The organism is Lactiplantibacillus sp. YT640 (genome assembly GCF_049745435.1).
GTDB lineage: Bacteria > Bacillota > Bacilli > Lactobacillales > Lactobacillaceae > Lactiplantibacillus > Lactiplantibacillus plantarum.
This window is the reverse complement of the sequence record NZ_JBMNVY010000007.1, coordinates 80,564-93,238: the sequence shown is the minus strand read 5'-3', so window position 1 is coordinate 93,238 and position 12,675 is coordinate 80,564. Positions and strand designations below refer to the sequence as shown.

General features: G+C 47.0%; 10 protein-coding genes and 1 pseudogene. 1 reads left to right on the top strand and 10 read right to left on the bottom strand.

What is annotated here, in order from left to right:
- Nucleotides 1-50: 50 nt before the first annotated feature.
- Complete coding sequence (gene rpsT / locus ACOV1R_RS07055; protein ID WP_003645660.1) at nucleotides 51-305, top strand: 30S ribosomal protein S20; 255 nt, start codon at nucleotides 51-53, stop codon at nucleotides 303-305.
- A 177-nt stretch (nucleotides 306-482) separates the two neighbouring features.
- On the opposite strand, the gene holA is transcribed toward rpsT, so the two are convergent.
- The 10 genes and pseudogenes from holA to ACOV1R_RS07005 form a co-directional block, all read right to left on the bottom strand.
- Nucleotides 483-1,544: a DNA polymerase III subunit delta gene (holA, locus tag ACOV1R_RS07050; protein WP_054518970.1), complete on the bottom strand. Its 1,062-nt coding sequence runs from the start codon at nucleotides 1,542-1,544 to the stop codon at nucleotides 483-485.
- Nucleotides 1,495-3,786: pseudogene (locus ACOV1R_RS07045) on the bottom strand (DNA internalization-related competence protein ComEC/Rec2). Before ACOV1R_RS07045 ends, holA begins: the two are co-directional and overlap by 50 nt.
- Nucleotides 3,787-4,272 (bottom strand): ComE operon protein 2, encoded by a 486-nt coding sequence (locus ACOV1R_RS07040; RefSeq protein ID WP_097558065.1) that lies wholly within the window; start codon nucleotides 4,270-4,272, stop codon nucleotides 3,787-3,789. It lies immediately after the preceding pseudogene.
- 54 nt (nucleotides 4,273-4,326) lie between these two features.
- Nucleotides 4,327-5,052, bottom strand: a complete 726-nt coding sequence (locus tag ACOV1R_RS07035; protein WP_021357379.1) for a helix-hairpin-helix domain-containing protein — start codon at nucleotides 5,050-5,052, stop codon at nucleotides 4,327-4,329.
- 102 nt (nucleotides 5,053-5,154) lie between these two features.
- The gene (locus ACOV1R_RS07030; protein WP_024003059.1) at nucleotides 5,155-6,201 is read right to left on the bottom strand and encodes a SepM family pheromone-processing serine protease; all 1,047 of its coding nucleotides are present in this window, start codon (nucleotides 6,199-6,201) and stop codon (nucleotides 5,155-5,157) included.
- Nucleotides 6,194-6,685, bottom strand: a complete 492-nt coding sequence (gene coaD, locus ACOV1R_RS07025; protein ID WP_003640809.1) for a pantetheine-phosphate adenylyltransferase — start codon at nucleotides 6,683-6,685, stop codon at nucleotides 6,194-6,196. The genes ACOV1R_RS07030 and coaD overlap by 8 nt, the downstream gene beginning before the upstream one ends.
- 3 nt (nucleotides 6,686-6,688) lie before the next feature.
- Nucleotides 6,689-7,252, bottom strand: a complete 564-nt coding sequence (gene rsmD, locus ACOV1R_RS07020) for a 16S rRNA (guanine(966)-N(2))-methyltransferase RsmD (RefSeq protein WP_021357380.1) — start codon at nucleotides 7,250-7,252, stop codon at nucleotides 6,689-6,691.
- Nucleotides 7,253-7,267: 15 nt separating this feature from the next.
- The gene (locus ACOV1R_RS07015) at nucleotides 7,268-7,570 is read right to left on the bottom strand and encodes a YlbG family protein (RefSeq protein ID WP_003640811.1); all 303 of its coding nucleotides are present in this window, start codon (nucleotides 7,568-7,570) and stop codon (nucleotides 7,268-7,270) included.
- Nucleotides 7,571-7,730: 160 nt separating this feature from the next.
- Complete coding sequence (locus tag ACOV1R_RS07010) at nucleotides 7,731-11,162, bottom strand: pyruvate carboxylase (RefSeq protein WP_015380530.1); 3,432 nt, start codon at nucleotides 11,160-11,162, stop codon at nucleotides 7,731-7,733.
- A 30-nt stretch (nucleotides 11,163-11,192) separates the two neighbouring features.
- Nucleotides 11,193-12,359: an FtsW/RodA/SpoVE family cell cycle protein gene (locus ACOV1R_RS07005; RefSeq protein ID WP_003645668.1), complete on the bottom strand. Its 1,167-nt coding sequence runs from the start codon at nucleotides 12,357-12,359 to the stop codon at nucleotides 11,193-11,195.
- Nucleotides 12,360-12,675: the final 316 nt, after the last annotated feature.

Below are 12,675 nucleotides of genomic sequence, written 5' to 3'. Positions count from 1 at the left end.
GGGGCTTATGTATAATAGCATTTGTTGAAAAAATGATGGAGGTGAATCTGATGCCAATTATCAAATCCGCTATTGAACGCGTGAAAACAAACAATAAAGCAAACGTCCGTAACACCGCCCAAATGAGTGCGATGCGGACTGCTGTTAAAAAATTTGAAGCTGCTAAAACTGCTGGTGCCGACAACGTCGACGATTTATACTTAGCAGCAACTAGCGCCGTTGACAAGGCTGCTTCTAAAGGTCTTATCAAGCGCAACAAAGCTGCCCGTGACAAGTCACGGATGGCTGCACGTTACGCTAAATAAGCTAATTTTACGCCCGAGCATTGCGACGGCGTTTTTTTATCGCCTTTAATGACTCAAAAGATGGTCGACCGAATTCTGAGAATTCCGGTCGACCATCTTTTTTTGGGGCTCCATATCTAAGCACTATTACTTTTGCCTTCGTGAATAGTCGTTCTCGCTTGTCCAACAAGCCAATGCCTAACGGGACAGCCGCGTTCCGACCGCTGCCTGTCGCTCATTAACAAATTGAACCATAAATAACTCAAAGAGCAACTCCGGGTCGCGTTGTGTCGTTTTCATTTGTACTTCTGTTTGGAGCAGTCCTAAGTACGCCGCCCGTAACGCAGCTTGATCAAAATGGCGGACCGTTTGCATGGCTAGTTTGACCCGATATGGGTGCACTTTAAGCGTGCTAGCTAGGCTGCCCTGACTATAGCCTGCACGCGCCATAATTTTGACCTGTAGCAACAATCGGAATTGTCCTAATAAGATTGCATTGATCTTTAGTGGGGCTTCCTGAGCTGCCACCAGTTCATGGTAAAGTTCGACCGCTGACTGCGTCTGATAACGAAGTACATCGTTGACCAAATCAAAAACATTTTGCGTCAGTGATTTAGTCACCAAAGCCTGAACTGCCGCTAAATCAATTCGTTGGGATTGGGCTGCGTAAATCATCAACTTCGGTAATTGTCCCATAATCAGTCCCAACTGCCCGTCAGTTCGATTAACCAGTTCCTGTAGTGCGTCCGCACCAATGCGAATCTGTTTCTCATCTAACGCCGCTTGCACATAGCGTTGCGTTTCAGCCTCCGAGACTTGGTTGACTTCAACCGTCGTCGCCTGTTTTTTTAACGTTTTAACGAGCTTTTTACGCGCATCTAATTTCTCATAGGGTGCCATAAACACCAGAATCGTACTTGGTTCAGGTTGTTCAAAATAGTGCTGTAGTGAGGCCAGATCATGGTCAACCTTGGTCTTCTTATTTTCACCCGTCAAAAAGTACGGGTGATTAATAAAGACTAATCGCCGTTCACCAAAAAACGGTGCCGACATTGCATCATCTAAAGCCACAGCTACTGGCGTCGTTTCCATATCATAACTGCCGACGTTCATCGTTTGTTCTTCACTGGGAATTTGCTGCGTAAAAGCCTGTTTGAGCTGATCGGCCAAATAGTCGACCGTTCCCAAGATAACATAGATCGATGCCAAGTCACCGTTGCGAATCGATTTTAACGCCTGTTGTGCGTTGATGGCGATCACCTTCCTTTAAAAATGTTTGCCAACGTCCCTGGCGATGATTAACGAAACGATAGGTTATCATCCCCTGCAAAGCCGTTGAATAAGTGACAATATGCTGTTCAGCTAGAGTTATTAGTGTTTCTTGATTCGGATGCCCATAGCGATTGTGCCGACCCACCGATAAAATACCGTGGTGCACACCTAATTGGCGCAAAGCTAACGGATCCGAGGCTGTTTTACTGCCATGATGCCCTAGCTTTAAAACGTCCACGCGTAATTGTGGATATCGGGCAACGATTGCACGCTCCCCCGCTCGGTCAAGATCACCCGTAAACATGAAACGTTGCTGACCAAAAACCCCCGTTAGCACCAACGAATCTTCATTTTAAGCCCGTCCCGGTTTAAACGGATGCACCGCAACCAATCCATCTGCAAACGTATGGCCGGCCAATGCTTCAACCACTTTAGGCCGCTTTCTGGCGGGCACTAGCAGCTTTTGAAACTTGGCTAGGCGCGCCATTCCGGCAGGTACCACCACTTGATTGACCGGCATCAAGCGTAATAGTTCACCCAAATCACCAATATGGTCAACATCCTTGTGTGATAAATAAACTGTATCCAAGTGAGTGATCCCTAGCCGGTGCAAATAATTGACCGTAATCGTTTCCGCACGCGATCGCGGTTGTACCTGCTCTGCCTGCCAACGTGGCCGGGAAAAGTGTAGTTGCCCCCCAGTATCGATCAAACTCACTTGGCGGTTAAATGGTTGGCGAATCAAGATCGAATCGCCCTGACCGACATCGATAAATTGAACGGCACCGTGAAGTGGAAAACGTAGACTAAGACTAAAACAAGCATATGCCAGTAACAGTCCCCAGTAATACCGACGCCGCGGTGTCCGTAACAACCACAAACTCAATAGACTGAGCGTCCATGCCCACAGTGTACTCGGTTGACCGATAATGAGTAGGCCTGGCCAATGGCTGACCCACTCAAGCCCATTCTGAAAATTAACCAACACCCATTCACACACGCTGGTGACATTGGTAGAACCAAAGCCAATGCTCGCCCCCACGACCGTCACCGGTAATAATACCCAACTAAAAATAGGCGCAACCACCAAATTGACTGCTAAGGACCACAGATGCCACTGCGCCGTAGCTACAAGCAAAACCGGTAAACTGATAACCTGAATCCAAATTGCTAATCGCCACGGCGGCAAACCAGGCATTAAGATCAGCAGCAAGGCTAGTCCATAACTGAGCTGACCACCTAATTGGCTCAATACCAAAGGATTATGGGCAATCCCCATTATCAGGGCAAGGCTCCAACCACCCAACGCCCCACTTGACTGATGTGTTAGCAACTGCCAAATAATTGGTAAAGCCGCGGTTACAACTGCCCGCCGCAAGCTATCGGCACCGCCGCCCAAGACAAGGTATGCTGGCAAGAGCCCTAATAACCAAATATCGATTGCTTGCTGACTTAGATGCAGTCGTAACAAGACCCATTGCAAGAATTTAACTAATAAAATAACATGCATACCCGACAAACTGAACAAATGCAATAGTCCCAGCTGTTGAACGGCCCCCATTGTCGTCTGAAAATCTGTGGGGCGTATCCCAACCAGTAGACTCGTCGCATAACGACTAAGCGTTGGTGGCAATCTTTGACAGGCTAGAAAGAATTGCTGACGCCATTGGTGTAATCGATCAAGTAGCACCAGCCAACCACGCTGCGGCGCAATTTCTATTCGTTGAACCGCTGTGACCGTCACTTGGCGGGCGATGCCTTGACTGCGATAATACCTAGGCGCATTAAACTGCCCCGGGTTGGTAGGAGGTGCGATGGCGGCGACTTCCCCCTGAACGTGCCAGATCGTCCGGTGAGTAAACTGGGTCAGATACTGTTTTTCAGTGGCACTTTTCAGCTGTCCTCTAACAAGTACTTTGCCCATTGGACTAGTGGCAATCAGCTGATACTGACCACCGCGCACCGTAATCGCATCGGGTTGGACAGCCAAATGGCTTGTGACCACCTGACTGGGCTGCTGAACAATGGAGGCGAAACGGTGGTTTTGCCAGTTCAGCCAGATTGCCAAAGATAAAACACAGCCAATCGTCACCATCAAACACTGTCGATCTCGTAATCGGATGACTCGCAATAACCAAATTAATAATAATCCGGCTGCCAGCCATTGTTGGTCAACTAACCAACTACTAAGTAAGCCGCACGCAATGGCGGCAAAAAATAGTGCGCGCAATTAGTCACGATCTAACAAGATTTGATCAAGATTCAGCTTATCCAAATCTGATTGGTCGAACTGAACTTGTTGTAAAGCCACGTGTTTTCGTTCAATTAAGCACATGGCATACGCATCGTTATGATAATTACGTAAATAATGAATTTTTTGAATTCCAGCTTGTAATAACATTTTCGTGCATTGTAAACATGGAAAGTCAGTGACATAGATTTCAGCACCATCCGTAGCTGCACCGAATTTTGCACACTGCAAAATCGCATTCATTTCCGCGTGAATAGTGCGAACACAGTGCCCATCAACAAGGTAACACCCCTCATCGATACAATGAACATCGCCGGATACTGAACCATTGTAACCACCCGCAATAATGCGTTTGTCGCGAACAATCGTGGCACCAACCGAAAGCCGCTCACACGTGCTTCGACTCGCCAATAAGACCGCCTGCATCATAAAATACTGATCCCATGGAATTCGTTGATCTTTCATCATTTTATGCCTCACTTTCAATGACAGTAGTATACCAAAATGTGCGCTTTGAAACTAGACGGTGAGCTGGTCTTTGTATTTGGCCACAGTCTTTTCTCCAAAGCCGCTGACGTTTTTCAAATCATCAATTGTTTTAAAATTACCATGTTGCTGGCGATAATCAATGATTTTTTCAGCCTTCTTCTGCCCGATTCCGCTCAACGTTTGCAGCGCGGCCACATCAGCCGTGTTGAGATTGACCTTATCCGTTGCCGCATGATCACTAGTTGGTGTTCCGCCAGTAGGCCCCGTTGACTGGACGACTGGTGGCGCAACAGCCGGGGCCTGTTCGCCCTTAGCTGGCACGTAGATCACTTGCTGATCAGTCACTTTGGCAGCCAAGTTGATCTGCTGAGCATCTGCCTGTGGCTGCATGCCTTGTGCCAGTTGGATGACATCCGCGACCCGCATACTAGCAGTAACCTGATACAACCCTGGTTTATTAACCGCACCCTTAATATCGACATACCCGGGTGAACTAGCACCTGTCGGTCGGGCTGGGCTCGGTGTAGCGTTCGACGGTTGGGTACTCGTTGCGGGCTGGTCAGCATTGGCAGACGTTCGACTCGCGCCTCCCATTGATGTGGAATTGAACGAATGCGCCAACAAGTTATCCGTACCGGCGGGTTGAGGCTGCTTAAGTTGACTCAGTGCCCATCCCGTTATCAAAATAATGATCACGGCAGTAACACCACCAACAATCCGCCAGTGCATTTTGAGCAGCTTAATCCAATCTATCATTTGTTTTCACCCCTTCAGCGAATAGTTACGCAAAAGGAGCGGCTGCCCATGAAAAAAGTTTGGGTTTTACCCCAAACTTTGCTAACTTGCATTTCAATTTTACTATTGGTGTGTCTGCAAATAATGAACGGCCTGTTTAAATGAGGTCACTGGAACAACTTTCATATTAGGCGCGTACTTTTTCGCGGTCGCTTTAGCAAGTTGATAGTTAGTTTGACCCTTTTCTTCAACCGCCAAAAGCGCTTTGGTTGGTTTCACATACGGTGCAAAGAAAATTGTCGCCCCTGCCCGCTTAGCAGCAATCACTTTCTTGTCGATACCACCAATTTCACCAACTTGTCCATTTTGATCGATGGTGCCGGTCCCCGCAATCTTCCGTCCGTGTCGCAAATTCTGATTAGTCAATTGCTGATAGATTTGCAAGCTAAACATCAATCCGGCCGAGGGACCCCCGATTTGTCCGGGATCAACCTTAACCGGAATAGTCGTCGTCACTTTAATATTATCAGTTAGGCCGATACCAATCCCGGCGCGGTGCGTGCTCAGCTTGATTAGGGGCGCACTTGCTTGCTTCAAATGGCCCTTTCGCCGATACGTGATCGTCACTCGATGTCCGACGCCCTGCTTACCAATATAATGCTGATACGCACTGGCTGTATTAAAATGGTGGCCATCGACTTTCGTAATCGTATCGCCAACTTTTAACTGGTTTCTAAATTTTGAATTAGACTGAACCGTTAAAACGTAGATACCCTGATAAACCTTGCGGTATTGCTGATGCGCAGCCGAATACGCCGTCGCGATAGCTTCGTTGATTGCACTTCGCATATAAAACTTCTGAACCCGATTATAAGTCGCGTCATCCTGACCGCCAGTCATATCCTGAGCACTGACCACGTCATAGTGCGGATTCAATTGTGCGTAAAGCCACAACAGCGGCGTCGCTCGAGCTTCTGCGACCGAGGTCAACATAAACTTACCCCGGTGATGATCCGGATGCCGCTTGACGGTCACAAAAGTCTTCAAATTATTTGCACTTCCGGGTCCTTCAATATAGTACGGTAAAGGAATTAGAAATAGTGCAAGTACCACCAGTATCACGACCAGCAAGCCCCAGTAACGTTTTAACAACTCCCGGCCCTTAGTCATGCTGATCAGTTCCTAACCGCTGATGGAGTTTTTGTGCCACCGCGGTCGGGACGTACTTGGAAACGTCCGCTCCCATCTTGGCAACTTCCTTAATTAAGCTGGAAGAAAAGTAAGCGTACGGGGGCCGTGCAATCAAGCAAATCGTTTCGATCGTCTCGTCTAATGACTTGTTCATCCAAGCGATATCACGTTCATACCCGAAATCCTGTTCATTCCGCAAACCTCGTACCAAAACTGTCGCATGGACACTCGCCATAAAGTCAACGGTCAAACCAGTTGCGGCCTGAACTTCAACGTTGGGTAAACCCGTCAGCTCATCACTGATCATCGCGACTTTTTCCGTCATCGTAAATAACGGTTGCTTACTCGTATTGACCATGACGGCCACAATCAACCGGTCAACTAATCGACTGGCACGTTGAATCATATCCAAGTGGCCCCGTGTGATTGGGTCGAAACTCCCTGGAAAAACTGCTGTCACCATAACTTACCCGACCTCCATTACTTTTTGGTAAATGGTAATGACCGTAATACCGTAATCTTGTTGTCTGATCAATTCAAATCCGGGTAAGACCGTTGGCAAGTTCGCATTCGTATCCGTCTCACAAATGACCCGGCAACCCGGATTCAGCAATCCTAGTGCATCACAATGCTGAATATCCTTCACAATCTGTTGCTTGGCATAGGGTGGGTCTAAAAACACCCAATCAAAGTGTTCATCTTGGGATGCTAATCGGTCCAAAATACGCTCAGCATCGCCTTTGATAACTTCAAATCGTTCGGGGGCCTTTGTAACGGCAATGTTATCCTTGATCGTCTTGATGGCTTGATACTGCCGATCAATCAAGACGGCCCGAGCCACTCCGCGTGATACAGCTTCGATACTCAAGCCACCGCTCCCAGCAAATAAGTCTAGGGACTGCCCACCATCGAAATAGGGGCCAATAATATTAAAAACAGCTTCTTTAACCTTGTCCGTCGTCGGCCGAGTTTGCATGCCTGGCACGGCTTTGAGCCGCCGACCACCAAAGTCTCCTGCTACAATTCGCATTTCATCTTCACCAACTTAATCCTCATCATCGTCATCAGGCGCACCAGTCGTGGTTGGCTTAAAAAAGCCTTGATCCACACGTTCGCCAAAGTTCATTGCAACGTCCGGGCGGTATGACGGTTCAACCCTGCGGACAAAATTTAATTTTTTGATTTTCGTGGTCGCGGCCGGAATTTGACTTTCATCCATGTACAAGACCACATAATGCTCTTTACGCGATTGGTATTGAATTAATCCAAAACGTTTCAATTGACGCACCTGCTTCATCGAATGCATATAAACGATGAGCGACCGGCGCGGTTTAACTGTAAAATCCATCGAACCTCACCTCTTCTACTAGCGTTGCTGTTTAAATGTTAGGCTAGATTCAGCATTTCGTCAACTAAGTTCTTAACTACGCAGTGGTTTTTATTGGCGAAGCGCTGAAGCTAAAAAACACTAGTAACCTAAGCCACTAGTGTTTTTGCTTGAAATATCCTTATTGTGGTGCAATCTCGAGCAGTAAGTCATCCGTCTGAATGACGTCACCCGCATTAACATAAATATGTTCGATGACCCCATCTTCCGGTGCCTGAATGGTTGTCTCCATCTTCATTGCTTCCGTCACAAGTAATGGCTCACCTTTCTTAACCGTTTGGCCCTTCTTAACTAACAGTTTCAGAACTGAACCACTCATCGTTGCGCCAACTTCATCTTCATTAGTTGGTTCCGCCTTGCGCGTGCTGGTTGCCGATTGGTGAATGGCATTGTCCTTGACCATAATCTCTTGATTTTGACCATTGATACTAAAGTAAAGTGTCCGGACACCATCGACATCGGGATCACTAATCTGATTAAGCTTGACGATCATCGTCTTACCTTTGGCTAACTCAATATTGACCGTCTCACCGAACCGCATGCCTTGGAAAAAGGTCGGTGTGTCTAACAGTGATACGTGCCCGTAGCGCTTATGGCTAGCGTCGTAATCCATGAATACTTTCGGGTACAGGATGTAGCTGAGCACTTCCTGATGGCTCGCTTCATGACCAAGCTTAGCCGATAGCTCTGCTTTGACCGCAGCAAAGTCAGCTGGTTTGGCTAAACTACCGGGCCGCACAGTCAACGCTGGCTGGCCTTTCAAGACAATCTGCTGGAGCTTCTTTGGAAAGCCTCCGACTGGTTGACCAAGATTGCCAGCAAAGAAGTTGATGACCGATGCCGGGAAATCGAGCTTGGTACCCTGATTATAAACATCGTCCGGTGTCAAGTGATTTTCCATCATGAACAGGGCCATGTCACCAACAACTTTAGAGCTGGGCGTAACTTTGATAATATCACCAAACATATCATTGACCGTCGCATACATCGTCTTAACTTCTTCCCAACGATCCCCGAGACCAACAGCCTTAGCTTGTTGCTGCAAGTTAGAATATTGTCCACCCGGCATCTGCGTCTGATAAATATCTGTCTGTGGTCCGGTCATACCGTTCGAGAAGTCTTGGTAGTATGGCCGTACGCCTTGCCAATACCGATTGATGGCTTCAACGTTGTTAATATCAACATCAGGTTGACGATCATTGTGGGCTAATGCGTAATACAACGAACTCATTGATGGTTGGCTGGTCGTGCCTGATAGCGCACTCGCAGCAACATCGACCACGTCAACACCAGCTTCCACTGCTCGGGCATAGGTAAAGATTCCATTACCAGTCGTATCATGCGTATGCAGATGAACTGGCACGGACAGCGCGTCTTTCAACGTCGATACTAATTCATAGGCGGCCTCTGGCTTTAACACACCCGCCATATCCTTGATGGCAATAATATCGGCACCAGTTGATTGTAGATCCAAGGCCAGCTGACGGTAATAATCAAGATTGTATTTTTGCCGATCAGGGTCCATAATGTCGCCCGTATAACAAATCGTGGCTTCCGCAATCTTCCCGGTTTCCTTGACGGCCTGAATACTCTTTTCCATTTGAGGAATCCAATTCAAACTGTCAAAAATGCGGAAAACATCAATGCCACTCTTAGCTGCTTCTAAGATAAATTCGCGAATCACATTATCTGGATAGTTCTGGTAACCCACCGCATTGGAACCACGGAACAACATTTGGAAGAGTGTCCGGGGCATTGCCTGCCGAAGTTCTTTCAGCCGATTCCAGGGATTTTCATTTAGAAAACGATAGGCCACATCGAACGTCGCACCACCCCACATCTCATAGGAGAATAACTGTGGCAACGCTTTTTGTGAAGCCGCGGCAACGGCTAACATATCCTTCGTCCGCATCCGCGTTGCAAATAAACTCTGATGCGCATCCCGCATGGTCGTATCTGTTAATAACACTTGCTTCTGGGCTAACAACCACTGTTGTAATCCCTGGACACCTTGTTGATCCAACACGTCTTTTGCCGTGACGATGTCGGGTGCGATCGGTTGAAAATCATCCTTAAACTCAACGTCCGGATAGTACTTCTTCGAATGTTGGGCAACGTCAGCGAAACCATTGACCGTCACATTTCCAATATACTTCAACATCTTATCTTCACGTTGCGTATCGTCAGGGAATTTGAAGAGCGTTGGGGTCTGATCAATAAACCGGGTCCCCGCTTCACCTGCTTGGAACGTTGGGTTGTCAATCACATTCAGCATAAACGGAATGTTCGTCTTCACGCCGCGAATATCGAATTCAACTAGGACGCGTCGCATTTTATGAACGGCCGCTCTGAAGTTCCGCGCCGCAACACAAGCCTTTACAAGCAGTGAATCAAAATAAGGCGTTACGATTGCGCCGGAATAGGTATTACCAGCATCCAAACGAACCCCATTACCACCTGGTGACCGGTACGTCTCGATGCGACCAGTATCTGGCATAAAATCATTTGCGGGATCTTCCGTCGTAATTCGACACTGAATTGCCGCACCCTTATATGTCAATGCGTCTTGATGTGGTAACCGTAAATCCTCGAATAGGTCACCACCCATCGCAATTTTGAGCTGAGCATGGACAATATCGATTTCGGTAATCATTTCTGTCACCGTATGTTCAACTTGAACCCGCGGATTAACTTCCATGAAGTAGAATTGGTCCCCTTCAACCAAGAATTCAACCGTTGCGGCGTTTAAATAGTGTACACTCTTCATCAAGTCGACTGCGGCGTTACAGATCTTTTGACGCAACTCGATTGGCAGGGCCACGGCCGGTGCAAATTCAATCACCTTTTGATTACGGCGCTGAACAGAACAGTCACGTTCAAATAAATGCATGACATTGCCGTGAGCATCCGCTAAAATCTGGACTTCAATGTGTTTGGGATTCGCGATGAATTTTTCCAAGTAAATCTCGTCATCGCCAAAGGATTGCATGGCCTCTGAACGGGCACGGTCAAAAGCTTCTTGTAATTCAGAAGCTTCGTGAACGATGCGCATTCCCCGACCGCCACCACCCATGGCAGCTTTGATCATAATTGGATAACCGTATTGCTGAGTAAATTGTAACGCCTCGTTCAGGCTAGTAACCGGGTGCAAGGTACTCGGAATCGTCTGCACGCCGGCATCGCGAGCCACACGTTTGGCCGTAATCTTATCACCAAACATCTCGAGGTGCTCTGGCTTAGGACCAACGAAGGTCATGCCTTCTTCAGCAATCCGCCGAGCAAAAGTAGCATTTTCAGATAAAAAGCCGTAACCTGGGTGAATCGCATCCACATGATTTTCTTTAGCAATGCGAATAATATCTTCAATATCCAGGTAAGCCGCAATCGGCGCCTTACCCTCACCTACTAAGTACGCTTCATCAGCTTTAAAACGGTGAACTGAAAACTCATCTTCTTTGGCGTAAATCGCAACAGTCTGAAGGCCTAATTCGTGGCAAGCACGAATGACCCGGGTCGCAATTTCACCACGGTTAGCAATTAATACTTTCTTCACCAAAATCCCTCATTTCCAAATAAAATCGTCTTAGCCTGCCTGTCGAACTGTATTAAGGCGCGCCATTTTTTCAAGTGCACTAATGTTTAATACCAATCCTAGTGAAAGCGTCAATACCATCATGCTAGAACCACCATAACTCATGAATGGGAAGGTCACCCCAGTAATCGGAATCAGACCAACGATCCCACCCACATTAATAAATGCTTGAATGGTCATGTAGGCTGCGACACCGTAACAGACCAACGCGTTGAACGTATTAGTCGCACGAACCCCGATATAGATCGTGCGCATCACGATGACAAGTAGTAAGCCCATTACGATTAAAATGCCAATTAGTCCGAGTTCTTCGGCAGTGATTGACATAATAAAATCAGTGTTCGGTTCGGGTAAATAACCACGTTTTTGCAAACTATTCCCAATCCCAACGCCTGTCAAACCACCGTTTGAGATGGCATAGTAAGAGTTGACTAACTGCGTCCCCGCTCCTGAAGCCGTTTTAAACGGATTCAGGAAACCGAGAAACCGCCGTAACTGATAAGAATTTGCAAAAGCACTTTGGGGCATGCGACTCACTAAAGGCACTAAAATCCATTCAAAGGCAGCGACCGCCCCAGCAAAGACACCAACACCTACAAAGTATGAAATGCCACTCGCAAACAAAATAACCGCCGCGATGGCTAAATTAATCGTGGCCCCACCAAGGTCGGGTTGCACAAAAATCAGTAAAATCATCGCGAACAACATCACAAACTGAGCACCCAATTCACGGATTCGAGCCACCCCAAAATGTGCCTCCCGTTGAGAAATAATTGATGCCAAGTAAATGATCAGGTAAAACTTGCAAAATTCAGCTGGTTGGATCGAGACTGGTCCCAAAATGATCCAGCCAGCCGCCCCATTAATTGATTGACCAACCAATCGGAGGAGAACCAGAACAAATAACATCGCAAACCCTAACATACCAAGTAACTTGGTTTGCTTAAAATAGTCGATCTTCAAATTCATACAAACCAAGGTGATCACTAAGCCTAAGACGACCCAGATCAGTTGTTTAACTAAATAACCGGTGGGTGTCGAACCGTTTTGTGCGGCTACGTATGAACTCGATGAATAGACCATGACAACGCCGATCCCGCTGAGAATCAAATACGGGATAAACAGCACATAGTCCATATAGTGTAACTTTTTCCACATGAGCTTAAATCCCACCCTAATTAATATCTCAATTCGGGTTATCCCCCACAATAACGCGAACTGTTTGCTTGCAACAATTATAGCATAAGTCGATTTTAACACAGCATTTTCACATATTAATTTGTTGTTTTTTAATTAAGTTTGGATTACTGATTTACAAACTAGTGCGTTTAGCCTCATTAGTAACCGGCTGGCCAACGCCTCCAAATCAGTGTATTTCCCTTAATAAACGTACCTAGACGATTTGAACAACCCGCGCCGTTCCGGCACTTGACGTCGGAATGAATTTATCGCGCATTGCCACCCATAACGCGAT

Bases quoted from the DNA above. Each gene is read 5' to 3' on its own strand.
- rpsT (WP_003645660.1), top strand. From the start codon at position 51: ATGCCAATTATCAAATCCGCTATTGAACGCGTGAAAACAAACAATAAA.
- ACOV1R_RS07040 (WP_097558065.1), bottom strand. From the start codon at position 4,272: ATGAAAGATCAACGAATTCCATGGGATCAGTATTTTATGATGCAGGCG.
- ACOV1R_RS07035 (WP_021357379.1), bottom strand. From the start codon at position 5,052: ATGATAGATTGGATTAAGCTGCTCAAAATGCACTGGCGGATTGTTGGT.
- ACOV1R_RS07030 (WP_024003059.1), bottom strand. From the start codon at position 6,201: ATGACTAAGGGCCGGGAGTTGTTAAAACGTTACTGGGGCTTGCTGGTC.
- coaD (WP_003640809.1), bottom strand. From the start codon at position 6,685: ATGGTGACAGCAGTTTTTCCAGGGAGTTTCGACCCAATCACACGGGGC.
- rsmD (WP_021357380.1), bottom strand. From the start codon at position 7,252: ATGCGAATTGTAGCAGGAGACTTTGGTGGTCGGCGGCTCAAAGCCGTG.
- ACOV1R_RS07015 (WP_003640811.1), bottom strand. From the start codon at position 7,570: ATGGATTTTACAGTTAAACCGCGCCGGTCGCTCATCGTTTATATGCAT.
- ACOV1R_RS07005 (WP_003645668.1), bottom strand. From the start codon at position 12,359: ATGTGGAAAAAGTTACACTATATGGACTATGTGCTGTTTATCCCGTAT.